The 24,316-nt window shown below is 63.7% G+C and carries 21 protein-coding genes; 9 read left to right on the top strand and 12 right to left on the bottom strand.

The window, feature by feature from the left end; all coding sequences use genetic code 11:
- Positions 1-170 precede the first annotated feature (170 nt).
- Genes IPM84_15210 through IPM84_15200 form a run of 3 tightly spaced genes read right to left on the bottom strand, consistent with a single transcriptional unit; the run spans position 171 to position 3,680 of the window.
- Positions 171-1,376, bottom strand: coding sequence for an ABC transporter permease (locus IPM84_15210; GenBank protein ID MBK9094088.1), 1,206 nt, complete (start codon positions 1,374-1,376; stop codon positions 171-173).
- On the bottom strand, positions 1,366-2,109 hold the full coding sequence (locus IPM84_15205; GenBank protein ID MBK9094087.1) for an ABC transporter ATP-binding protein: 744 nt from the start codon (positions 2,107-2,109) through the stop codon (positions 1,366-1,368). Before IPM84_15205 ends, IPM84_15210 begins: the two co-directional genes overlap by 11 nt.
- Positions 2,110-2,135: 26 nt before the next feature.
- On the bottom strand, positions 2,136-3,680 hold the full coding sequence (locus IPM84_15200) for an efflux RND transporter periplasmic adaptor subunit (GenBank protein ID MBK9094086.1): 1,545 nt from the start codon (positions 3,678-3,680) through the stop codon (positions 2,136-2,138).
- A 165-nt stretch (positions 3,681-3,845) separates the two neighbouring features.
- Between IPM84_15200 and IPM84_15195 the strand changes: the two genes are divergently transcribed.
- A complete protein-coding gene (locus IPM84_15195) occupies positions 3,846-4,064 on the top strand; it encodes a hypothetical protein (GenBank protein ID MBK9094085.1) in 219 nt (72 codons plus the stop codon).
- Between the two features lie 291 nt (positions 4,065-4,355).
- Here the strand turns inward: IPM84_15195 and IPM84_15190 are convergent, their stop codons facing one another.
- Positions 4,356-4,646, bottom strand: a complete 291-nt coding sequence (locus IPM84_15190) for a hypothetical protein (protein ID MBK9094084.1) — start codon at positions 4,644-4,646, stop codon at positions 4,356-4,358.
- 76 nt (positions 4,647-4,722) lie between these two features.
- Complete coding sequence (locus tag IPM84_15185) at positions 4,723-6,828, bottom strand: right-handed parallel beta-helix repeat-containing protein (protein ID MBK9094083.1); 2,106 nt, start codon at positions 6,826-6,828, stop codon at positions 4,723-4,725.
- A gap of 250 nt (positions 6,829-7,078) precedes the next feature.
- On the opposite strand from IPM84_15185, the gene IPM84_15180 reads away from it, so the two are divergent.
- The 5 genes from IPM84_15180 (at position 7,079) to IPM84_15160 (ending at position 12,425) form a co-directional block, all read left to right on the top strand.
- Positions 7,079-8,326, top strand: a complete 1,248-nt coding sequence (locus IPM84_15180; GenBank protein MBK9094082.1) for a nucleotidyltransferase family protein — start codon at positions 7,079-7,081, stop codon at positions 8,324-8,326.
- A gap of 161 nt (positions 8,327-8,487) precedes the next feature.
- On the top strand, positions 8,488-9,372 hold the full coding sequence (locus IPM84_15175) for an ABC transporter ATP-binding protein (GenBank protein ID MBK9094081.1): 885 nt from the start codon (positions 8,488-8,490) through the stop codon (positions 9,370-9,372).
- The gene (locus IPM84_15170; protein ID MBK9094080.1) at positions 9,369-10,202 is read left to right on the top strand and encodes an ABC transporter permease; all 834 of its coding nucleotides are present in this window, start codon (positions 9,369-9,371) and stop codon (positions 10,200-10,202) included. The genes IPM84_15175 and IPM84_15170 overlap by 4 nt, the downstream gene beginning before the upstream one ends.
- A gap of 12 nt (positions 10,203-10,214) precedes the next feature.
- A complete protein-coding gene (locus tag IPM84_15165; GenBank protein MBK9094079.1) occupies positions 10,215-11,300 on the top strand; it encodes a hypothetical protein in 1,086 nt (361 codons plus the stop codon).
- A 168-nt stretch (positions 11,301-11,468) separates the two neighbouring features.
- Entirely contained in the window at positions 11,469-12,425 is a 957-nt protein-coding gene (locus IPM84_15160) for a site-specific DNA-methyltransferase (GenBank protein MBK9094078.1), read from the top strand.
- A gap of 113 nt (positions 12,426-12,538) precedes the next feature.
- Here IPM84_15160 and IPM84_15155 read toward each other — a convergent pair whose 3' ends face one another.
- The gene (locus IPM84_15155) at positions 12,539-12,742 is read right to left on the bottom strand and encodes a TM2 domain-containing protein (GenBank protein ID MBK9094077.1); all 204 of its coding nucleotides are present in this window, start codon (positions 12,740-12,742) and stop codon (positions 12,539-12,541) included.
- Between the two features lie 388 nt (positions 12,743-13,130).
- Positions 13,131-14,027 (bottom strand): RNAse Z, encoded by an 897-nt coding sequence (locus tag IPM84_15150; protein ID MBK9094076.1) that lies wholly within the window; start codon positions 14,025-14,027, stop codon positions 13,131-13,133.
- 14 nt (positions 14,028-14,041) lie between these two features.
- Between IPM84_15150 and IPM84_15145 the strand changes: the two genes are divergently transcribed.
- The 3 genes from IPM84_15145 to IPM84_15135 all read left to right on the top strand — a co-directional run bounded on the left by IPM84_15145 (position 14,042) and on the right by IPM84_15135 (position 16,917).
- Positions 14,042-15,334: a sensor histidine kinase gene (locus tag IPM84_15145; GenBank protein MBK9094075.1), complete on the top strand. Its 1,293-nt coding sequence runs from the start codon at positions 14,042-14,044 to the stop codon at positions 15,332-15,334.
- Positions 15,313-15,963 (top strand): response regulator transcription factor, encoded by a 651-nt coding sequence (locus tag IPM84_15140; GenBank protein ID MBK9094074.1) that lies wholly within the window; start codon positions 15,313-15,315, stop codon positions 15,961-15,963. The genes IPM84_15145 and IPM84_15140 overlap by 22 nt, the downstream gene beginning before the upstream one ends.
- A 210-nt stretch (positions 15,964-16,173) precedes the next feature.
- A complete protein-coding gene (locus tag IPM84_15135) occupies positions 16,174-16,917 on the top strand; it encodes a hypothetical protein (protein ID MBK9094073.1) in 744 nt (247 codons plus the stop codon).
- A gap of 1 nt (position 16,918) precedes the next feature.
- Here the strand turns inward: IPM84_15135 and IPM84_15130 are convergent, their stop codons facing one another.
- The 5 genes from IPM84_15130 to IPM84_15110 all read right to left on the bottom strand — a co-directional run bounded on the left by IPM84_15130 (position 16,919) and on the right by IPM84_15110 (position 23,923).
- Complete coding sequence (locus IPM84_15130; GenBank protein MBK9094072.1) at positions 16,919-18,151, bottom strand: YeeE/YedE family protein; 1,233 nt, start codon at positions 18,149-18,151, stop codon at positions 16,919-16,921.
- A gap of 24 nt (positions 18,152-18,175) precedes the next feature.
- Entirely contained in the window at positions 18,176-18,760 is a 585-nt protein-coding gene (locus tag IPM84_15125; GenBank protein MBK9094071.1) for a YeeE/YedE family protein, read from the bottom strand.
- Positions 18,750-21,527 (bottom strand): cytochrome b/b6 domain-containing protein, encoded by a 2,778-nt coding sequence (locus IPM84_15120; protein ID MBK9094070.1) that lies wholly within the window; start codon positions 21,525-21,527, stop codon positions 18,750-18,752. The genes IPM84_15125 and IPM84_15120 overlap by 11 nt, the downstream gene beginning before the upstream one ends.
- 9 nt (positions 21,528-21,536) lie before the next feature.
- Positions 21,537-22,991, bottom strand: a complete 1,455-nt coding sequence (locus IPM84_15115) for a tetrathionate reductase family octaheme c-type cytochrome (protein ID MBK9094069.1) — start codon at positions 22,989-22,991, stop codon at positions 21,537-21,539.
- 125 nt (positions 22,992-23,116) lie between these two features.
- Entirely contained in the window at positions 23,117-23,923 is an 807-nt protein-coding gene (locus IPM84_15110; protein ID MBK9094068.1) for a PocR ligand-binding domain-containing protein, read from the bottom strand.
- Positions 23,924-24,316: the final 393 nt, after the last annotated feature.

Raw genomic sequence — 24,316 nt, 5'->3', positions numbered from 1 at the left:
GGGCAGCGCGTTGGGATAACTGGTGTCCAGGCTCGTCGCAGCCCCGGAAGGTGCGCTGGCGCTCGCCGGGGCCGCCTGCGGCGCCGTTGCGCCGCCACACGCCGCCAACAGCAGGGCGGCCAGGGTCATCAGGCTGATAACCAAAACGAATCGTTTCATATTTTCTCCTATCATTCGTGCCTCAACGCCACGATGGGGTCGAGTTGCGCCGCCTTCGTGGCGGGATAATAGCCGAAGAAGATGCCCACGGCCGCGGCCGCGCCGAACGCCAGCGGGACCGAGACCGGGACGATCTGCGTCTGCATGTCACCCAGCCGGCCGAACAGCTCCGCGCCGCCGATCCCCAGAATGACGCCTGCCAGGCCGCCGACCAGGCTGAGCGTGACCGCCTCGATCAGGAATTGCAGCAGCACATCGCGCGGCCGGGCGCCCAACGCCTGGCGCAGGCCGATCTCACGCGTGCGCTCCGTCACCGACACGAGCATGATGTTCATGATGCCGATGCCGCCCACCAGCAGCGAGATCGCCGCCACCCACGCCAGCAGATCGCGGAACGCCTCGGTCGTGGCCTGCTGCGTGCTGATGATGTCCTGCTGTGTTTGCAGGACGAAGTCGGGTTTGGCCGGATCCACATCGTGGCGCTCGACCAGCAGCGCCTTGATCTGGTTGGTGACGCTGGTCATCGCCTCCTGGCTCTCCGCCTTGATGTAGATGGTGCGCACCCGATCCGCGGCGAGGACGGATGGGCTGAACTTCTGATATAGCAGTTGCAGCGGGATGTACAGCCGGCCGTCGTAATCCACATCGGCCACCACGCCCTTCTCCTCCATCACGCCCACCACCGTCAGCCTGGTTGAACCGACGGTAACTACCTGCCCGATGGCGCTGTCACTGCCGAACAGATCCTGCGCCATGCCATAGCCGAGGACGACCACCTTCAGCTTGCGTTCGTTCTCGTCGGCGGTGAAGAACCGGCCTTCCCCGACTGCATAATCGCGCACGATCGGGAAGTCGGCTGTGACGCCGAGGATGGTGATCCCTTCCAGCCTGGCGCGTGCGGTGCTCGTATCCTGCACCACCTGGAATTCGGCGGACACGCCTTCGCTGTTGCTCACCGCCTCCTTGATTGCCAGCGCGTCGTCGTAGGTGAGGGTCTGCGATGCGCCCGGCACCCCGCGCACCGGGTTGACGATGATCAGGTTGGCGCCCAGGGCGTTGATCTGATCGGCGATGGCCGCCTCGGCCCCCGCACTGACCGCCAACATGATGATGACCGACGCCACGCCGATGATCACACCCAACGTTGTCAGAAAGGAGCGCACCCGGTTGAGCTTCAGCCCTTCCCAGGCCACCCGCAGTGTTTCATTAAGCGTCATCACGCCCTCCCCGTTCCAGGCAATGGCCCGCGCCGTCGCGGCCGTCCGAGACAATCTTCCCATCGCGCACGCAGACCACGCGCTGCGCATGGCCCGCGATGTCCGGCTCGTGCGTCACCATGACGATGGTGCCGCCATTGCCATGCACCTTGTTCAACAGATCCATGATCTCCACGCTGGACCTGGTGTCCAGGTTGCCGGTCGGCTCGTCGGCCAGGATGATCGCCGGTTTGTTGATGAGCGCCCGCGCGATCGCCACCCGCTGCTGCTGACCGCCCGACATTTGGTTGGGCCGGTGATGCAGCCGGTCGCCCAGCCCCACCGCTGCCAGCGCAGCGACGCCGCGCTCGTAGCGTTCCGCCTCGGTCAGCCGCTCTTCGACGTTGTAAAGCAGCGGCAGCATCACGTTCTTCACCGCGCTCAACCGCGGCAGCAGATTGTACGATTGGAAGACAAAGCCAATTTTCAGGTTGCGGACGATCGCCAGGTCGTTGCGGTCCAGTTGGCTGACATCCTCGCCATCCAGGTGATATTCGCCGTCCGTCGGCCGATCCAGGCAGCCCAGGATGTTCATCAGGGTGGACTTGCCCGACCCGGACGGCCCCATGATTGCCACAAACTCACCGCGCTTGACTTGCAGATCCACGCCGGCCAACGCATACACCATCGCGTCTTCCATGCCGTAGACCCGGGTCAAGCCACGGATTTCGATCACATTTGCATTCGGTTCCATCTCGACTCACCTCGCTCTGGCCGCCGCTACTTCGTCTCCACGGTGCCCGTGCTGACCACATCGCCCTTCGCCAGGCCGCTGATGATCTGGGCGTTGGCGAAATCACGCAGGCCCACCGTCACCGGCCGCATCTCCAACTGGCCGTCGGCCTTCACGACGAACACCGCATAGGAGCCGGGGGCCAGCTCGCGCAGCGCCTGCACCGGCACGAGCAGCGCGCCCTTGGCCTCGCCCGCGATGATCTCCACCTCCGCGGTCAGGCCGGAGAGCAGCTTGACCGGATGCTGCGCCAGATCAATGCTGGCCCAGGCCTGCACCGCGGACGTGCCCTCCACCGTGACGAGCGACGGATCCACGCGCAAGACCTTGCCCGCGAAGACCAGGTCGGGCAGCGCATCGAAGACGATCTGTACGGGGTTGCCCGGCGCGACACTCATCAGGTCGCTTTCTTCGACCCAGAAGCGCAGCTGCGAAGCGGAGAGATCGGCCACCGTGATGATTGGCGCTGTCCCGACCGTCTCGCCGGCCTCGGCGTTCACCGCCAGCACCGTCCCGGAGATCGGCGCGCGCAACTGCGTGTTGTTCAACGCCCGCTGGGCATTCTCCAGGCTGTAGCGCGTCAGGGTCACGCTGAGTCTGGCGGCCTCGCTGTCGTTCGCGTTAGGCCCGGCCAGCAGCGCGTCCAGCTGCGCCTGGGTCTGCGCCACCTTGGCCTCGGCCGCCTTAAGCGCCGCGGCATCGGGGGCAGCTTTCGCAGCATCAAGCTGGGACTTCGCCACGGCCACCTTAGCGCGCGCCGCGGTGATGACATCCGCGGCCGGGCCAGCCTGCACCGTCTCATAGTCCGCCGCGGCCTTCTCATAGTTGGTCGTCGCCTGCCACAGTGCGGCGGCCTGCGCCGTCGCGCCAGCGTCAGCACGGTCGGCGATCTTGTCGTAGGCGGCTTGCGCGGCCCGCACGTTGATCTCGGCCAGGGTCAAGGTGGCTCTGGCGGCCGTGAGTTTCGCCGGATCAGGGCCGGCCAGCAGGAGAGCCAAAGCCTCCTGTGTACTGCGCAGGTTTTCCTGCGCCCCCAACAGCTCGGACGCGGTGGCGGGCGTAATGAGCCGGCTAAGATCCGCCTGGGCCGCGGCCAGGCTGGCCCGCGCGGCTGCCACTGCGGCCGGATCCGCCCCGGCCATCAGATCGGCCAGCTTAAGCTCGGCCAGCCGCAAATTGGCCTCGGCCTGGGCGACCTGGGCACGTGCATCCGCGTCATCCAGCCGCGCCAATACCTGTCCGGCTTCCACGCGATCCCCCACTTTGACAGCCGCCTGGGCCAGGAGGCCGCTGGTGCGGAAGGCCAACGCCGTTTCGCTGGCGGGCAACAGGTTGCCAGCGCCGCTGGCAGTGATGGTGATATCGCCGGTGCGCACTTTGGCGGTTTGCAGCGCGGGGGTGGCCGGCGTTTTGGTCGCGGCCGCGCGCTGGCCGAAATAGTACCAACCACCGGCGGCCAATGCAACCACGACCAACGGCAAAACGATAAACAGCCAACTCAACCGACGCTTCTTCTTCCCGACCTGCTTCATGAACTCCTCCGATACGCGTGCTTTGGGTTTTCAGTTGCCGCGCAGGGCGCTTGCAATCGCGCCCTGGGTAACACAGCCCTCAGTATAGGTGCGAGTTGTGCTGGCGTGATGTACACACTGTGAAGATTCTGTGAAGCCCCTCAGTAGCGGTCGGAATCAAACCGGGTGCAAGGATTCTTCCAGCACGACCTCAAAGAAGAGGTGACCGAGCGCCGAGTACGCGCCTACAAAGACAAACCGGCGCACATGGAGCGCCAGGTGCGTTATCAGGTGACGGTCAGTCGCAATCAACCGGCAATCAAAACCGCTGAGTTTGAGACAGGTTGGCGCATCTATGCCACCAATGAAGCAACTGTCAGTCCAGTCAAATTGACTGTAGACTAGCGGTTTGTTGACCACCAATTTCTATCTTACGTATGATTGGAGTGCGGACGGCAAACAATTGGTCAGCGCGGGCAGTGACGGCACTCTCCGCTGGTGGAATCCGCAAAATGGCGAGTGTCTTCTATCGCGCCAGGGGCAACGGTCTTCTTTCGAGGGCCACGAATGCCTCGTGAAAATTCGTGAAATTCGTGGCAGAAAATACAACGGTCTTCTTTCGAGGGCCACGAATGCCACGAATACACACGAAACCAATTCGTGAAAATTCGTGAAATTCGTGGCAGAAAATACAGGTCAGTGCGTAAAATCGCCCTTGACGCGCAGGACGCCTAACTGGCCGCCGTTGGGCGCGGTGCTTTCACACTGCACGGTCACATCGGCCCTGCGACCATCCTCCAGCTCCAGGCGCATCGGTGTTTCCCGGATCAACTCGATCCGCACTTTCTGATGGCGTTTCACATACTCGTAGTTGATGCGGTAGCGGTCCCCTGGACGATGATTATCCGTGTATTCGAAGACATCGCACGTGAGATCGGCCACCGGCTTCTTCTGTCCGGTGATGTAGAGCGTTCCCTTCACAGGCATCGTTCCCCCCTGCTGCGTCCTGATTTGTGCCAGAATCTACGAACGATTATAGCCTTGCCGGAAATGCCTGTCAATTCTACTGCGCCAGCGCCCAATTGGCCGTCGCCAGAATGAAATCGGCCACGGAGATTCGACCATCGCTGTTCAGGTCGAAGCGCGGCACGAACGGCAGCGAACCGCTCGCTTCGCCCCAATGCCCGGCCAGCAGAACCAGATCCGCGGCCGCCAGGCTGCCATCACAGTCCAGGTCGGTGGGCAGGCTGCAGGTGCGGGCGATTTCCAGGCGCACCGGCAGGCAATTGGTGCTGACGCCGCCGGCCTCGACCAACACGCACACGTCGTAAACCCCCTCGGCCAGATTGGCGGAAAGCGCGGTGGCTTCGACCACAGCAGGAGTCGCGCCGGTGCTGACGTTCAAGCGCAGCCACGCCACTTCTTCGGTCAGGCCCCAGGTGAGGGGAAAGGCGTTGTCGCTCAGCAGCAGCAGCCAGCGGCTCGGCAGCGTGACGCCCGCGCTGTCCGCATGGAAGACCAGTTCGGACGGTTCGACTCGCAGTTGAGGCGCCTGCGGCGGGTAGTGAAAGCCCATATCAACGACCCCGCTGTCCAACACCTCATCGGTACGCGTGGTGCGGGTGTCCACACTGGCCGCGACGGCCGTGCGCGCGCCGGCGTTCATGGCCGGGCTGTTGACGGTCTGCCCGGCCGCGGTTTGACTCAGATAGAATGCGCCCAACGGCCCGCTGGTGAAATACGGATTCTGCGAGATGCTGGCGGTATCCGGGGCCAGGTTGATGTAGTTCGTCGTGTTGTTCCAGACATCGTTGGCGATCGGGGTGACGGTGGCGCCCTGCACATTGATGCCCCTGGCGTTGTTGGTGATGATGTTCTCGCGCACCGTGGCAACGGCGCCGCCCTGCACCACCAGGCCATCGCCTGGCCCCTGCGCATCATTATTGTCCACCGTGTTGTTGCTGAATTGCGGCGTCCCTGCCTGCAGATAAACCCCGCCGCCATTCTGCGCCGCCTGATTCTCGCGGATCAGGTTGTTGCGAATGATCGCGGGTACGCCATTGGCGACCATTGCTCCGCCGAAGTTGCGGGCGCGGTTCGCGACGAGCACATTGTTGGCAAAGAGCACGTTGTTGCCCAACTCCAGATACGCCCCGCCGCCGTCCTTGCCCTCATTGCCCTCCAGCCAGTTGCCATCGAAGGTGGGCGTGCCGGCGCCGTAAAATTTGATGCCGCCGGCCGTACCGTTGTTGTTGGCCGTGTTGTTGCGCAGCACGTTGCTGCGCAAGATGGCGTTGCTGCTGTTCTGAACGATGGCGCCGCCCCCGTCCAGGCCGCTCGTGTTGGACTCCAGGACGTTGTTCAAAAGCGTTGCGTGGCTGCTCTGCGTCAGGATCAGGCCGCCGCCCAGGTTGGCGGCCTGGTTGTTGGCCAGCCGATTCGCGGTCAGGATGGGCGCTGAACCTTGCACGTACACCCCGCCGCCGTTGTTCGCCGTGTTACCCTCGATGCGATTGCCGATCAAGGTGGCGTTGGAGCTTTCACGGATGAAGACGCCGCCGCCGGAGCCGGTGGCAGCGCTGACGCTGTTGTTGCGAATCAGGTTGTACTCGATGCGCGCACTGGAGCCGCCCGATAGCGACATGCCGCCGCCAAAGAAAGTGGTTGCCACATTGTTCTCGATGATGTTGTCCCGGATCGTGGGCGAGGCGCCGCCGTCCAGGCGTACACCGCCCCCCGCAGTGGCCGAGCCGTTGCGGATCGTGAAGCCGGACACCACCGTGCTGTTTCCGATTGTGCTGGTGGTTGCCAACACGGTGGCGTTGAGCGCACGCCCGTCAATGATGCTCTGACCTGGGCCGCTGCCGATGACCGACACGCCTGCCTTGAGCGTGATGTTCTCCTGATAGACGCCGGCCAGCACCCGCACCACATCGCCGCTGCTAGAAGCCGTAATGGCCGTCTGGATCACGCTGTACGGACAGCCGGACGGACAGACCGTGCGCGTCACCTGCGGCGCTTGGGCAGCAGATTGCTGGTCCTGTGCCCGCGCCGCCCACATGACGCCTGCACTCCGTGGCGCGCCGGCATGTACCAACGGCTGCACCACGAGCAGACCAATGAGCGCGGCAACACCTGCGTATAGGGTATATTGTAATGACCGATTCATTTTTTTCCTCCAAAACACCGGGGGATGATGACGTGCCATTGGCTGCGAGCAATGCGAGCAATGCGAGCAATGCGAGCAATGAAGGGGTGACTGAAGTCATTATGGCAGGGGCCGCCCTTCATCTTTGTAGGGTAAGCTACACAATCAGGTTACATTTGGGTGCGCCCTCGCGCAGCCCCACGCTTGGCTTCCTGTGCCTTTTGCGGTACAATCCCGCGCCGGTGAGGATGATCTGAAGGAGAGAGCCACAGTGGACAACATCGCGAATCTGGACCCGGTTCGTTTTGCGTTGGCAGCCACCGAACTGACCCGTTGGCTGCGCACAACGGATTGGGACGCCGCGGCCGCGCGCGTGCGGGGCTGGGATGACGCCACCTGGCGTCAGGCGCCGCGCGTGCTCTATCTGCATACGCTGACGCCCTGGATTGTGCCCATTCTGGCGCAGCAGCCGGCCCTGGCCGCGGCGCTTCCGGAGTGGTTGCACCAGCACCTGGCGACGCTGCACGCGTGGGGGCAGGAGCGCAGCCGGCTGCAACAGGACGAGCTGGCGGCGATTCTGCGCAGCGCGGAGCGGGCGGGCATTGCCGTACTGCCGCTCAAAGGCGCGGTCACCGCGCAGACCCTCTACGCCTCGCCGGACCAACGCCAGATGGCAGACCTTGATCTGTTGGCGCATCCGGACGACTGGCCGGGGCTCAGCGCCGGCCTGCACAGCCTGGGCTATGTCGAACGCGAGCAGAATTGGAAGAATCGCACCTTCACCCGGCCCGGTTGGTCGCAAAAAGTGCCCTGGACCTGGCACCCTGACAACGCCCGCCTGGTTGACATCAACCTCGAGGCGCAGGAGGGCATGGAGTGGCTGGCAGTGGATTTTACCGAGGCCCTTTGGCGCGGTGCGCGGCCCGGCGTGCTGCTCGGCGTCAACACCCTGCTGCCCGACCTCGTGACGCATTTCATCTACTCGCTGGCCCATGCCGCCGCGCACATCATCCAGGGGCCGCCGCGGCTGATCTGGCTGCAGGACACCGCCTACCTGGCGCGCCAAGTGCAGGCGACCGGCCTGTGGTCAGACGCGCAAGCCTGGCTCGACCGCCTGGACGCCCGCCTGACCGCGCCCGCGCTGACGATGGCAGCCGAACTCTTTCCAGACTGCGTGCCGGCCGCCGATCTGGCGCGGCTGGTCGGTCGTCTGTCGCCGCTGCTGCAGGCCTGGCTGGCTACCCAACGGGAGCCGGCGCCGTTGAGCGATTTTGCCACCTGGCGCCCGGTGCGTGAGCGCCTGCGCTGGTGCAACACGAACGGCGAGCGGCTGCGCCTGGCCTGGTACGAAGGCTTTCCGCACCGCTGGCGCCTGGCCGATCATTACCCCACCCTGGCCGCCTCACGCTGGTGGTTTTTAGCCTATGGCCCTTACGCCGTCGCCGGCCTGCGCGAACTGGCGCGGCTGTTGCGCACGCGCTTTGGAGAGCAGAGATCGGAGATTGAGATCGGAGAGTGAGATTGGAGATTGCAGAGCGGAGATTGAGAGCGGAGACGGGGTTTGGGTATAGACCCCCCCCCCCCCCCCCCCCCCCCCCCCCCCCCCCCCCCCCCCCCGTACCGAGGGGAGAGGCGGTGGCGATGGGACGGGGGTCAGTTTGCGAGAGGGCGGCCGCAGGCGTGCGGGGCATTTTGTTTGGGCTGTTTGGCAATAATGGCGCGGGCAAGAGCACTCTGATTCGCCTGCTCACCACGCTGCTGGAACCGAGCGCGGGCCAGGCCTGGGTCAACGGCTTCGACACGCGGACGCAAGCGTCCGCGGTGCGCGCTTCCATCGGTTTTTGCTCCAGTGAAGACCGCAGCTTTTACGCGCGCCTGAGCGCCCGCCAGAACCTCACCTTCTACGGCGCCTTGCAGGAAGTGCCGTGGCGCCGGCTGCGCCCGCGTATCGAAGAACTGCTGGCCTGGTTCGATCTGCAGCGGGCGGGCGACCTGCCGGTGCAGTTCTTCTCCACCGGCATGCGCCAGAAGCTCAATGTGGCACGCGCCCTGTTGCACGATCCGCCGCTGCTTTTCCTGGATGAGCCGACGAAGAGCCTCGACGTGACCAGCGCGGATCAGTTGCGCGATCTGATTCGCCAGGAATTGGTGGGACGCCAGGGCAAGACCGTGTTTTACACCACGCATGAGCTGCACGGCGTCGAGGACCTGTGCGACCGCGTGGCCCTGATTCGCATGGGCGAAATTGTGCTCGAAGGCACCCCGGCCGCGGTCTTGCAGGCGTTGCCGGGCCTCTCCACCTACCTGCTGGAGGTAGCGACCGACGAGGGCGCGGCGCTGGGCGTCAGCCTGCAGGCCGTGCCCGGCGTGCAGGAGCTAAGGCCGATCAACGGCGGTGCAGCCGCGGGCCTGGTGGCCTGGGAGTTGACCTTGAATGAGGATGGCGGCGAGGTATGGCCCCAGGTCTGGCAGGCCGTCATGCTGCACGGCGCGCAACTGCGCCGCTGTGAGCAGGTGCGCCGGCGCAGCCTGCGCGATGTCGTCAAAGAGGTCACGGCCGCATGAGAAGCCTCATCGGTATCGCCGGCGGGCTGAGCTGGCAGAAATTTCTGGCCTTCGTGCTGAAGGGCTACACGCTGGAACGCAGCTATCGTCCCAATTTTTGGGCACGCTACATCGAAGCATTCACGGGGTTGGTCTTTGTCTATTTCCTGGGCCGCTTGTTCAGCACACCGCCCGCGGCCGTGGCCGCGTACGGGGTTGACTATTTCACCTTCGCGCTGGTCGGCACCGTCTTTTCCCAGTACCTGAACACCGTCTTGCGCCAGTTTGCCCTGGGCCTGCGCGAGGAAATGCTGACCGGCACCATCGAGCCGCTGCTGGTCACGGTTACACACCCGTCGCTGGCGCTGCTGGGCGGCGCCTTCTGGGCCTTGCTCGAAGGATTGGTCATCCTGGCGCTGCAACTGCTGGCGGGCTGGCTGCTGGGGGCACGTTTTCTCGGCGCCAACTGGCCGACGTTGGTCATCACCATCGCTCTGTCGCTGGTCTGCCTGAGCGCCTGGGGCATTGCTTCGGCGGCGTTCGTGCTCATCTTCAAGAAAGGCGATCCCATCGCCTGGCTGGTGTCGGGCACGACTTATATTTTTGGCGGCGTCTATTTCCCGGTTTCGATCCTGCCGCGCTGGCTGCAGGTCGTAGCCTACGCGCTGCCGGTCACGCATGCGCTGGAAGCGATCCGCGGCGCGCTCTTGCAAGGCCTTTCCCTGGGGCAACTGGGACGCCCGCTGCTGGCCCTGCTCGCCTTCACGGTGGTGCTGCTGCCTGTCAGCCTCGCGCTCTTCCGCTATGCCACGCATCGCGCTCGTCAGGATGGCAGTCTGGCGCATTATTGAGGGAGATTGGATATGGAAGTTTTACGCCAGCGCATGCCTGATTTCTGGCAGCGTCGGGCGACGGAGGGGGCAACGACGCAGCAGTTCAATGTGTTCGGCTACCCGTTGCTGCTGACGACCAACAGTCAGCGGCTGGTCGCGGCTTGTGCGGCGTGGGTAGCGAAGTTCAGCACAGCGCCCCTGGCCGCGGCGGAGGCGCCGATGCAGATCAGTCTGTTCGAGCGCCAGGCTGCTGACCGATCGCGTGGCCGGGCGGAGACGGCAGAGTGGGACGCGGTCAACCTGGAGGGTGAATCGCCGTTTACCTACGATGGGCATGGCGATTGGATTGCGATCAGCGCCGGGAGGGATGGGCATGTGCTGGCCGATCTGCGGAAGCAGGAGGCAATCGGTTTCGTCGCGCCGTCTCTGGCGGCGCAAACCGCGCTGGTCAGCAAGTTCATCTTCGGCACCGTCCTCTACAATCTGCTCACACGCCGCGCCGGACTGCTGCAGTGGCATGCGGTGGCGTTGGTGCATGAGGATACTGTGCTGCTGCTCATCGGCCACGACAACAGCGGCAAATCCACCACCGCGTTGACGCTGCTGCACGCGGGCTTCACGCTGCTGGCCGATGGGCTGATCTACACACGGCTGGATGCCGCGGGCGTGGAGGTACTGGCCAGCCCGGTGGGCGAATTACGGGTGCGGCCGGGCGCGTTCGACTTTTTCCCTCATCTGCGCCAGCAGGCGGTGGCGCTCAACACCTGGGAAGGGGAGAAATACCGCCTCGACCTGGCGCAGGTGTTTCCGGGGCGCTACACCAGCGCGTCGCCGCGGGTCACGCGTCTGCTGCCTCTGTTCGTTTCAGTGGGACAGCGCCTGGCCACGCACATCACCCCGCTGACGGCCGGCCAGGCGCTCGAGCGGGCCATTCCTGCGCTCGGCTGGTGGGACAGCCTGCCCTTCCTGGAAACCGTGCTGCACCACGCGCACACCCTATTGGCGCGCCACCCCGCGTTTGCACTCGAAGTAGGCTGGGAGCGCGACGCGCTCGTGGCGAGCATCTCTGGTCTGATTACATCCGGCGCGCAAGCGGATTCGGAGAATCACGTTTGACACAAGGAAGACGCGCGGGTATCATGGGCGCACGAGGACGGAGTGTAATGTTTGTGCCCACGAACAGCCCGACACCGAAGGTATCATGCTTATGAACCGCCAACAACTCATTGATCTAATGTTTCAGATCGCCAGTAAGCGCAATGCCTTTGATGAACTTGAGGATCGGTGAACGATTCATATCTCAACAAGATTACCGAAGGGGATTGTCGGGAGCACATTCATCACCTTGAGGATGATTCGATTGATTTGTTTCTCTCAGATATTCCCTACGGCATCAGTCTGGATGACTGGGATGTGCTGCACGACAATACGAATTCAGCACTCCTGGGCCAGTCTCCGGCGCAAATAGGCAAATCGGGATTCAAACGTCGGGGCAAGCCAATCAACGGCTGGTCACAAGCGGATCGCAATATCGGGTCAGAATACCAGGCATGGTGTCAGGCATGGTGTGTGCCTCTGCAATCCAAGATGAAGCGTGGCGCCTCTCTATTTGTTTTTGGGGCCAGACGCACGCTGCACAGAGTGATCAACGCCTTTGAAGACGCGGGATTCCTGCTCAAGGACACGCTTGCCTGGCGCAAACCGTCGGCGCACCATCGAGCACAGCGCGTCAGCATTGTGTTCGAACGACGGGGTCTCAATATAGAGGCTGACCGATGGAGCGGTTGGCGCCTCGGCAATCTCGCGCCAGCCTACGAGCCGATTGCCTGGTTTGTGAAGCCGTATCGAATTGGCGGCACCATCGTGGATAACCTGCTCGAGAATGGCGTCGGCGCCATGAATATCGAGGAATGCCTTGTCAATGGCGCAAGCCCAACCAATGTGCTGGAGTTTGGGTTTGCTGCAGACGAAATCAGGCTGCACGAAGCCCAGAAACCGTTGGCCCTGATCGAGTTCCTGGCCAAGTTGACAACCATCGAGGGTCAAACTGTCTTGGATCCATTCATGGGCAGCGGCACCACGGCCAGCCGCGGTCAAGCCAAGCGCAACTACATCGGCTTTGAGATCGAACCCAGGTTTTGCCGGATGGCCCTGGAGCGGCTCGGACTTGAGCGCGAGACGTACGCTGCTGAGAGGGCGGGTTCTTTCCAGCCCCTGCTTTTTCAGGAAACAGCTGGCTGATGTGCAGGTACTTAGAGCAGTGCGGGATCGAGGTGGCTCCGGTCGGAGGGTCGGAGCCACCATTCATGTCGCCGAGCGTCGGCGTCGCAATGCCATTCTTACGTTCCTGCTGACTAGACGAGCGCTTGACCGTTGGCGTCCGGCAAACGATTCATGGCAATCAAAATCATGTCCACCAACCACCAGAGGCCGAAACCGCCCCCGGTCACCAGCTTGAGAATTCCGAGACCCGTGTATCCGAGATAGAACCGATCTATCCCCAATACCCCAACGAAGATAGACAGCAGAATGGCTGTCGTGTGGCTTTTGGCTTGCATCCTGTCCTCCTTTCTGATAAATTGTCAACCCCTGCTACCATCGGGGAATTTGATCACCGCCAGCTCGGCTGCGCGCACTCATTGTACCAGAAAGAGTCTTTCATGGGTCTGTCATCTTTGCACGAAAACCTGTCATCTTTGCACGAAAACCTGTCATCTTTAATGCAGCCAGCCGGTGGTGATGACCTGCAGGTCAGGGAAGTTGTCGGCCAGCAGCTTAAGCGCCAGGCCATGGCGCGAACGTATTGAATCATGAAATTCTCCTTAATCAGGTGGGACGACTCCCCTAATTCATACTAAATTGAGCGGTTTGTCAATCGCCAACCCTCACCCGCACACGGGCGGGGTGTGGAGGCCCAATCCCCCCATACTTGGGGGCCAGGGGGCCTCACCCCCACACGGGCGGGGTGTGCAGGATGTCGCGCTGGATCTCGCCTGGCATGACGGCCCAGACCGGGAACGGAAGCTGGCGCTGCTGCGCCTCGCGTTGAATGATCGCGACGATCTCCTCAGGCGCATAGCGCAGGGAGAAGTGAGTCAGGATCAGGCCCTGCGGCGCCAGCGCCAGCGCCATGTCCAGCACGCCGGGCAGCCCGCTGTGCCGGTTGTAACGCGTGGCGGCCGCGTCGGCCGCGGTTTCGTCGTCCAGGAAGGTGGCTTCGTGAATCAGGAGCTGCGGCTGACCCCAGGCGTCCGCGGGCATGAGCGGCGTGTCTCCACTGAAGGTCAACAGATCGTGCGTGCGCGTGGTCATCAGGCTGTCGCGACCGTCGCGCAGGCGGATGGCGTCCAACTCGGCCTGTGGCAGGCCCAGCAAGTCAGGACGCAGGCTCGACGCCGCGTGCTGAACGGTGTACGCGACGACCTTCACCTGGTCGGCCGGCACATCGCGCCAGTGCAGGCTGGGGCGCACCCGCAGTTGCAGTTGTTTCTGCAAGGGAATGACATCGCCGGGCGCGACCGCTTGCCAGACGACCCCTGCGCTGGTGGTGGGGTCGAACTGCGCAGTGAACGCGGCCAGGCTGCGGAAGGAATTGGAATCGCGCGGATAGAGCAGCCGCGGCGCGCCCGGCCGGCCGTTGAGCTGCAGGAATTGCAGCAGCCCGGCCAGGTGATCGCGGTCAGCGTGGGTCAGAGCCACGGTCTGCACCTTGCGTGACTTGTGCAACAGTCCCGCCGTCACACCATCACCGGCATCGAACAGCAGTTTCCACTGGTCAATGAAGATCCAGGTGGCATAGAGCGCCGTGCTGTACAGGGTGATTTGCAGATCGAAAATAGACATTGTAAGATGATCCCATGATTGTTTTTGACTTGGATAGCCGCCGCATCAACCGCTGGCTGAGCGCATTTGCCATGCTGTGTCGGATTTTGGCCCTGACCTATGCCCTGGTGCTGACGCGTTTTCACCCGCATCCGGTCATCGAAGCGCGTCAGGAAATCATCATGACCGTTTGGTGGGCGATGGCCGCCTACACCGCCGGCCTGATCGTTCTTCTGTTCGTGCGCGATGCGATTCTGCGGGCGCCATTTTTCTTGCTGTTGGACACCCTGATCTGCAGCGCCATTCTGATCCCCACGGACGGCGGCTATCGCAACGTCTTTGCGCTGCACTCGGCCATTCCGGTGCTGACGACCGCCTTCTCGATCCCTGCCTCGCCCACGCTCTGGCGCCGCGGCCTGCTCCTGATCTTCGTCGGCGGCGTCGGCACCTTCGGCTTTGCCCTGTCGCTGTGGCTCAACGGCTATACGTTCGCCTCGGTCATCGAGCAGCGCGCAGTGGATGAAGTGATCCTGCGCACCAGCACCTACCCCGTCCTGGCGCTCGTCTTAGGCTTCATCGCCCTGCTGATGGTGCTCTGGCAGCGCAGCCTGGAGCGCATGAACGCGCTGCAGGCCGACGCCGGCATCGAAGCGGAGCGCCGCCGCATCGCCATGGACATTCATGACAGCGTGCTCAGCCGGCTGACTGCGCTCAGCCGCCGCGTGGAGTTCGCCGAACTGCTGGCGACCGAAGAACCGGAAGCGATGCGCGATGAGCTGAATCACGTGGCCGCGATGGCCTCCGACATCCATGCTGACATTCGCTGGACCGTGCGTGCGCTGCGCGACGATCCCACGCAGATGCGTCTCTTCCCCGTGGTGCGCAGTATTGTAGAACGTTTCGAGCGCAACACCAATTTACCGGTGGAGGTGCGTTTGCCCGCGCTGGAACCGGCGTTGCCTTTCGACACGCTGCGTCACCTGGGCTATATCGTGGAAGAGGCGCTGGTCAATGTCTGGAAGCATGCCAATTGCCAGGCGGCCTGGGTGGCCATCGAAACGCAGCCTGAGCAGATCGAGGTCACCATCGGCGACGACGGCGAAGGTTTCGATCCGGCCGCGGTGGCTGCCTGGCCAGAGGGGAGCAAAGGCTGGGGTCTGGAGAATATCCGCGAGCGGGCGCAGCAGGTTGGCGGTCGGTGTCAGATCGAATCTGCGCCCGGTCAGGGTACGCGTGTGTTGATCCAGATTCCGCTACGCGCTCAGCCGGGCGATGCCGGGCGAAATCCAAGCGTCTGGGAGGATGTATGGCGCCTATTCGGGTTCTGATTGCCGATGACATGGGGCTGCACCGCGAACTGCTGCGGCGCCTGTTGGAGCGCCAGAGCGATATCGAGGTCATCGGCGAAGCCTGTTCGCCCGAAGAGGTGCTGCAGCGGGTGGCGGAACGCGAGCCGGACGTGGTGCTGATGGACCTGCGCATGCCGCGGCATGACCCGAAGGGGGGAATTCGGGCCACACAGCAGTTGGCGCTGAATTACCCACGCGTCAAGGTGATTGCCCTGACCGAGTCTGACGATGAGAACGATGTGCGCGCCATCACCCTGGCGGGGGCCAAGGGTTATGTCCTCAAGAATTCGAAAGCCGAACGGATTGCAGAGGCCATTCGCAACGTGCATGGCGGCAAGGGCTGGCTCGATCCGGACGTCACGCAGCACGTTCTGGGCGATTACCGCCGCGCCAATCGGGAGGCCGGCGGCCGTTTTGGTTTGACCGCCGCGGAGCAGCAGGTCTTGCAGCTTGTCGCCAGCGGTCTCACCGCGCGCGCGATCGGCGAGCAGTTGTTCATGGCGGAGAAGACCGTCAAGAATCACCTGGGCACGATCTACCGCAAGCTGGATGTGCGCAACAGCAGCCAGGCCGTGGCCGAAGGCTACCGTCGCGGGTTGATTGCCTGAAAATAAGGTTGGGACGATTGTTGTGTTCGCCGGGCCGTTCGCCTCACGACACGCCGGCAGATTGGCGCGATAATGCATCGAATGTGCTGCAAGCCTTGCGCCTGCCCGCGTGGGCGACCGCAAGGGTGCGTCCCTACAAATTGGGTGCGCCGTCACGCCGGAGACGTGACCTACAGGTAGGGTGCGCTATTTTCATATGAGAAGGACGCAATGATGACGACGGCAACGGCACGGCTGACTTTGCCCACGCTGTGGGGCAAGCCTCAGCCTTTGTTGACAGAAGTGACGGAGACGGCGCTTCCCTACGATCCGAGCGAGCTGGTGCGCATCGAGGCCATGCTGGCGCAGGCCGCGGTGGTGCCCTTTGCGCCCCTGGCTGACCCGCTGAGCGCGGCCCTGGCGGCTAATGCGGATCGCCTGCGCGCCCGCGTGGTGCTGACGGTGGGCCGCGCGCTGCATGTGGCGCCGGCGCGGCGCCAGGCCCTGGCCGCGGCCCTGGAAGCGCTCTTCACCGCCAGCCAGGCGCACGAGGCCCTGCCCACCAACGGCAAGGCCGCCAACAGCAAACTGTTGGGCGGCCTGGTCCTGCTGGGCGATCATCTTTTTGCGCAGTCGGCTGTTTTTGCCGCGCAGGCCGAACTGCCGGCCGTGGTGGCGCTGTTTGCGCAGACGCTGCAGGCCATCAGTCAGGCGCAGGTGCGCCAGCAGTTGGGCAGCGCGCCCGCCAGCGCGTGGTCGTCCAATGCCATCCTGTGCGCGGCCGCGGCCGTGGGCGCCGGTCTGCTGGGGCAGGTACCCACGGCCGATCTGGACAGCTTGCGTGAGTTTGGCCTGCGCCTGGGGCGCTGGGCCGACTCGCGCCGCCTGGATGACCTGCACGAAGCGCAAATCGCCCTGCGTCAGGTGCGCCAGCCCGAAGTCCGCCGCCACCTGCGCAGTTTGTTGATTTCCTGAATTACCCACAGCCTCCGCCGCTGGGGCCGCGCTTGAGTTTGAGCTGGATCTTGGGGGTGTAATCTACCGCGAACTCATGCGGGTCGGGCGTGGCGGCCGGCGATTGGGCGCCGAGGGCCAGAGCGAATTCGTAGCGCAGACGGTCGTCGCCCGGAGACGGCGTGGCCGGCGGCAGTGCGGGATCGGCGCTGGCGTAGGTTTCCAGCCAGTGGTTGAGGCCGCCCTCCAGGATGTAGGCGTTGGGTACGCTTTCGGCGGTCAGCATTTTCCAGGCCTCTGTCGCAGCCGTTTCATCGTTGCTCATGGCGACGAAAATGGTGTTGGCCGGCTCCAGCAGCAGATCAGGAATGAGGGTTGGCAGGGCCGCCAGGGTCACCCGTTCTGCTCCGGCAATGTGAAACAGGTTGTAATCTCCTTCGCTGCGCACGTCGAGCAGGATGACCTTCAGCGCGTCGTTATGCAGCGTGTCCAGCAGTTCAGCCGGCGGAATCTGCACGCTGCGTTCAGCCAGCAGCGGATCTTTGGCGGGGGCCAGCGCCTGCCACTTGTCTGCGGTCGTAGGCTGACCGATGACGATCAGGATCACCGCGCCGAGAACCATCAGGCCGGCGCCGGCGTAGCGCATCTTCGGTTCCAGTTTCAGATTCTTGCCGCCCACGAGGCGCTCCAACTGCTCGCCGCCCCAGAACATGAAGAGCGCCATCAGGATGACGAGCAGGACGACCACGCCGACGGGCAGCCCCAACCAGTCCTGGATGGTGAAACGGCCCATGTAGGACGAATTCCAGAAGACCGCGAAGGAGTCCACCGTTTCACCGAAGAGGAAGATGCCGAACAGCCCGCCCAGGACGAAGAAGAGGCCATCGAGCTTGAAGGTGGCGAGCGACACCAGCGAGGTGCCGGGGCAGAAGCCGCCGATGATGAAGCCCACGCCCATGATGAGACCGCCCACAATGCCGGGCCACAGGTAGGTGGGGTTGACCCAAACCAGGTTATAGTCGAGCAGGCCCAGGCCGGAGGCGGTGAAGATGAGCAGCATCGCGGTGATGATGGCCCCAAACATCACCTTGAGCACCGTCAGGTCTTGGAAGTAGAACTGCCGCGCCAGCTTGAGCGAGTTGCCGAAGCCGGCGCTCTCCAGCACGTAGCCGAAGCCCACGCCGATCAACAGATAAACTACATATTGGCCCCAATGGCCGAGTAGGGTTGCCAACGAAAGCGGAAAAGGCGCCATGATGTCTCCTTTGGGTGCCTGAATCTAGTTCCAGAGTTTGCGTACGAAGTAGGCCACCGCGTAGCCGCCGCCGAAGATGGCGAACATGAAAGCCCACGAGCCAACCGAGAGCACGGAGCCGCCGGAGAGCGCCTGGCCGGAGGTGCAGCCGCGGGCAAGGCGGGCGCCGTAGCCCATGATCGCGCCGCCCAGGAAGGCCATGAACCAGCGGGTGCGCGGGGTGATCTGCGGGCCGCGCACCGTTTCTACTTTTAGGCGGCCGTTGCGCCAGCCGGACAGAAACCCACCAATCAGGGTGCCGATGACCATGTAGACCAGGTAGGAGTCGAGCGGGTTCTTGTTGCCGCCGGCCAGCTTGACCAGGTAGGGCAGGCGGTCCATGTGGCCGGGCGCGACCAGGTCTTCGATGAAGGCGATGATGCTGTTCAAGCCGCCAGACGCGCCCAGCCCATTACCGGTGAGGAAGAAGGCCAGGAAGAGCACCAGGCCGAGCAGCACCGCGGCCAGATAGGGGTGAATGTAGTCTTTGGCCGGGCGTGCAAACAAGACGCGGCCGACCGCAGCCCTGAGCGAGGGCCGGGGAGCGAGAGATTCGGTATTAGTTGCCATGAGATGGCGCCTCCTGGGCTAGAATGATTGGGTCCGCGCCAACGGGCGCGGGGAGTGCTTCATGCGTTTCCACCATATCCCATCCGTTCATCATCGCCTGGATGTTGGCCAGCGGGGTGTGACCGGTGGTGGTCAAATAGACGTGCAGGACGACGAAGGTGGCGAGCAGCCAGGCGATCAGCGAATGCACAGGGGCCAGCAGGGGGAGGCCGCCCACGCTCAGGGCCAGGTCAGGCCAGCGCTGCGCGCCCCACATCAGCGCGCCGGTGATGACCTGTCCGGGCAGGAGCACGTTGAGCAAGCCAAAATAGGTAAGCTGCTGCAGCGGGTTCAGCTTGCGTTCGGGTACCTTTTCGAACGGGTGCGGCTCGTTCTTGAAGATACCCTGCAGGTAGAATTTGGCCTGCACGATGGCCTGGTCGTAGAAGCCGGCCGGCCGCGGGATGAACTGCTTGATCTCGCCGCTCGCCAGGTGGTAGAAGAGCGAGAGGGCGGCGTTGATGACGACGATGGCGGCCAGTATATTATGCACCTGCACCATGGACTTGAAGGCGAAGAGGCCGAACAGATCCGGCTTGTGGATGACCAGCCCGGTGAAGATCAACCCCAGAATGGTGAATGTCTGCAGCCAGTGCCAGAAACGCTCGTAGACGGTGTACACGTACACCTGCTTGAGCTGCGGGGTGTGTTTGGGCAGGCGCAGCGCGGAGGCAAAGCGCAGCCCGCCGTGCGCCCCAACGGCCAGCAGCGTGCCAAGAAAGGCGATCATGCCGAACCAGTCAATCCAGGACACGCTCGATTTGCCGAAGATGTAGAGGTCGGCGCTGGCGGCGTTTGCCTCGTAGCGCCAGGCGCCATCCGCGGTGTTGACCAGGCTGCCGTCCATGACCGTGCTGCCGTTTGCCAGCAGGGCCGGCGTAATCCCGGTCGGACCGGCGCTGGCGATCGTGAACGACTGGGCCAAGCGTGAATCTGCGCTGTGGCAGGCGGTACATTCGCGGGTCACCCACTCACCGTTGGCTACATCGTGGCTGATGGTGTAGGGCTGCACGTCGCCAGCGATGCGGGGATTGGCCAGGCCCAGGGCCGCCAGGCGGTCGGCGATGATGGCTTGACCGGCGGGGGTGTCGAGCACCAGCTCGGTTTCGCTCAAGGCGCCGTTGCCATCGGCGTCCAGGCCGGCCATCACTGCGGCCGCATAGCTCTGACCATCGAACCAGGCGGCCTGCAGGTCGAGCAGGCGCACCGGCTGCGCCGGATCGCCGTAGACCCAGTACCAGGCTGTCACCAGGTTGTGCGGGGCCAGGCGCGTCTTGCCATCCACATCCTGGCGCAGGAGCAGCGCAGGCTGGAAGCCGCTGATGAGGGACGCCGCGGCCTGTGGGTCGCCAGCCACGCCGCGGTACTCACGCCGCGGCTCGCCGTCTGCCGTGAGGACGGTCCAGTCCACGCTCTGCAGCGCGGGCGCGTAGACCTGCGGGATGTGGCAGGTTTCGCAGGCGACGGTTGCCAGGTGGCGGTCGGTGTAGGGCAGCCATTGGTGAGTGCTGGCGGCGTTGTGGCAGCTATCACAGCGGCGCATGGTGTCGGTCAGTTCCGGCGCGATGGCGTGCTGGGCGGTGATGCCTTTGGCAAAGTCATGCACTGGGCGCTGCAGATACTCGCCGAAGTCGAGACGGCGCGGATCGAAGGCCAGGTGCGCGGGCCGGGTTGCGGCGCTTTCACGGAAGTAGATGGGGTTGTTGAGGGCAAAGTGACAATCGGTACACTGAAGCTGCCGCGCGGCGTGAACGTCCCAGGGCCGGTTCAATTCTGCCTTGTCGGCCAGGTTGAGGCCCGAGGCAGAGATGCGCTGCCCGGAGATGATTTGGCCGGTGGTCAGCGTGCTCCACAGTGTGGTTGTCGCCTGGGTCAGGGAAACGGGGGTGCTGATGCCGGTCTGCACCAGGCCGTGGCACTGGCCGCAGTTGGCGTTGCTGGGGTCCTGCACGGTGATGAATTCGGTCCTGAGCTGGCCGTCAGCCTCGAACGCGGCGGCATTCCAGCGGAAGCCGTTGCCGTCAGCCTCCACCAGGCCGGTGCCGAGCAGGGTGGCGGTGTTGGCCCAACGGAACTGACCGCTCTGCAGGGCGGCGATGCGGGCGGCGTTGTTGGGATTGGGCAGGTGGCACAGGAAACAGTTCATTTCAACCACGCCCGATGCGGCCCAATCCCAGGCGGTGGCCTGGCCGCTGACGGGATCGAGCACGGCCGTCTCCGGGTTGCTGGCGTCGGCGGGCAGGGCGCTGAGCGACCCGCCGTCACGCGTGATCAGGGCCGGGCCGCCGCCCACGTGCCGATCGCCAAAGTCCATGACCCATTCAGGCGTGCCCAGGTCAAGCAAGGGGTCGCCGGCCAGGGAGAGGTAGCGGTAGCGCAGGGCGTCCCAACGACCAAAGGCGCCGGCGCTGCTGTCCCAGGCGCGGGCGCCGGCGGTATGGCCGGATGGGTTGAATTCATCCAGGCCCAGGGTGGCATGGTAGCTGTGACTCTGAATGAAGGCGGTGTCGTGGCACGCGCCGCAGGTTTTCAGGGTGGAGACCGGATTGCCGGAGATCAGCACGGGCGCGCCTGCCTCATCGAGCAGCGCGAACTGCGGGTGAATCGGCGGCGGCTGTGAGACCGGCGCGGCGGCGGGCTGAGCCGCGACCCAGGGCAGGCCGGTCAACGCGGCCAGCAGCAACAGCCCGAGGATGGTCAACAGCGCGGAGTGGCGTGGAATTTTCATGATGCTCCCTCACTTCGCCTGCGAGCGCCCGCCCCAGGTGATGGGGTCGCCGGGATAGCCCAGGGCCTGCCAGTCCATGCGGCCGTCCGCGCCGTGGCACGATTCGCACTGCAGCGCGTTCTCGGCAGGCTGCACCATGTGCGTGGTCGGATAGTACATCCAGGTTTCGGCAAAGCCGTACTGGCCGGAGAAGGTGATGCCGGCATCCTGCGCGCCCAGGGCGAGGGCCGAGGGCCAGTCGAAGGTGGTCCAGTAGCCGTTTTCGCCGGCTGTGCGCGGGGCCAACAGCGTGTTGGTCGCGGTGTCGTAGGGCTGTTTGGCGATATGGATCTTAAAGGGGAAGATTTTGGCGTTGGGGTCGTTGATGTCGCCGGCCGGCAGGTTGATCATCGTCGGCTGTGTGGGCGTGATCGTGTCGCCCAGCAGGTAGCGGTAGGCGTTGCTGCCGTTGAACCAGTGGTAGGAGGGGGCCACGTCTTCTTCGTAATGAAACTCGCCCTTGATCTTCAGATAGGTGTAGTGATCCTCCGGAATGTCCTGCCCGGCCGCGGACCAGTCCCAGTAGACTTTGGTGGGGTTCTTGAGTGCGACCGCGGGGATGTGGCAGGACTGACAGGCCACCGCTCCCGTGTGGGCATCGAGGCGTTCGTCCTCATGCGGGGTGCTGGCGTGGCAATCGGTACACTGCACCTGCTCAGCAGGCTCGATGGCGATGTTGTCGGCCAGCAGACGGCCCTGGATAACGTGGTCCTGCGTGCGGTGGCAGTCAATGCACTGCAAGTTCAGGCTGCTCATGTGGACATCGAGATTGGCCGCCGGGAAGTTGAGGCTGGTGTCCAGGTCGCCATGTTTGACGTTGTTGCCGCCGCCGCCATCGTAGTGGCAGGCGCCGCAGTTTTCACGGGCGGGTCTGCCCACGCTTTGGGCCGCAGCCGTCAAATCCACGCCTTCGGCCGGATAGCCGAAATCGCCCTTGCCGTAGGTGGAGAGATCGGCGTGACAGATCAGGCAGTCCACATTGAGCTGGTTGCTGAAGTCGAACCCATCGTTCTCCCAGCCGTAGCCGGTGTGACAGCTCATGCACTTCTTTTCGTTGCCCTGCGCGCTGATGCAGAAGTTGTTGATCTGATTCTTTTTGCCGATCGTCACCAGGTCTGTGCGCCAGGTAGCGATCATCGGCTGGCTCTCCCAGGTCCAATGCGTGGTGGCCATGAGTTGCGAGGAGGAATCGGGATGACACGTCAGGCAGGCTGCGGTCACTTCCGGGCCGTTGGCATACGGGCCGGTGAGTAGATGCGAGTGATCGGTCTCAGGGACGCGCGTGAGCAGGGCTGATTTGGGCGCGTCGGGCGCGGTGGTGGTCTGCGGTCGCAGCAGGATCAGCGGCACGAGGATCACCGCCAGGGTGACGGTCAGGCCGATGGCCCAGGCGGCGTTTTTCTTGATGAAGGCGGGAAGGTGCATGAAAGGCTCCTGAAAATCGAGATGACGCCGGCAATCCCCGGCGCTCAGGGTTCGTAAAAATATAACTTCCTGTGTTTCTCAGCGTTTTCTCGGCAAAATACAGGAACTAATTCCCCTGCGAACCCTCAGCTAATGAGTTCTGGCGCTACCGCGCCGCTGAGTTGGGCGATCCTGGTCAGCGTCAGGCGCGCCAGATAGGCCTGATAGCCGATGCCAGACAGGGCATTGGCAATGACCGCCAGCAGCTCGGTGATGCGCAAGGCTTGCTCCGCACTGACGATGACCAGCGAGTCTTGGGCTGCAGCCAGAGCGTCGCCATCCACCCCGATGCGGGCGCCCGTGACCAGCGCCTGCTTCTCGAACGCGGCCGGATCGGCCGCCTCGGTGAGGAACTGACCGGCCGTCACCATGCCCACGCGTTGGCCGGCAACCACGACCGGCGCGCTGGCGTAGCGGATGCCGGCATGGCAGGTGTGAACGTTGGCGCCTTCTTTGGCCGAGCGAGCCACGGACCGCCACGAGCCTTGACAGCCTGCCATGCCGGCCCCGGTGGTATGGATCAACCGGCAGAAGCGGCTGCAGCGACTGCATGGCACCAATGGCAGGCCGTCCAGGTCGGTGATGAAGGAGGACATGCCCAGCACGGCCGCAAACTGGTCCTGAATGCCTTGCAGGATCTTGAGCGGGATCAGATCAGAAAGGCGCAGGTTTTGCGGAAGGGCGGCTGCAGGAGCGGGAGCGGGAACGACGGCTGGCAAGCGTGCAGTGTCGCGGTCCCCCAGCCAGGATTCGATGGCGTCGGCCGAGAAGCGCCACTGGCCGCCCACGCGCAGCGCCGGCAGCTCGCCTTCTTTGACCATCCGGTAGATGGTGACGCGGTCCAATTGCAGGTGATCCTGCAATTCACGGGTCGTGAGCAGTTTGTCAGGCATGATTGTCTCGCTCGCCTTTCGCCCAGAAGGGGGAATGCTCATCGGGAGTCTACGAGAGCATTATAGAACTTTTTGTTATAAAAGTCAATACTTTGATCCCGTTTTTTATAATTTGTTACTCGTTTGTGTTGTGGGCGCTTGCATGGGTTTGGGGCTGCAACCCGGAGGATTGCGGTACAGGGCTGTTTTTTGGGTCAGGAAATTGCGCGTATTTGGTCTTGACTTTTGCGCGATCCTGATGTATGGTTGATGGTGCCCACTGACGAGAACCAGATACCCCACGTGCGAGGTGTTGCCATGCGTACGCTGCGCTGCAAATGTGCCCCACCGCTGGTTGTTATTTTTGTGCTGCTCTGCGCCCTCCTCTTCGGCAGTTTGACGGGAGAAGCAGCC

Source organism: Candidatus Amarolinea dominans (assembly GCA_016719785.1).
Classification (GTDB): domain Bacteria; phylum Chloroflexota; class Anaerolineae; order SSC4; family Amarolineaceae; genus Amarolinea; species Amarolinea dominans.
This window is presented reverse-complemented; position numbering and strand designations above follow the sequence as displayed.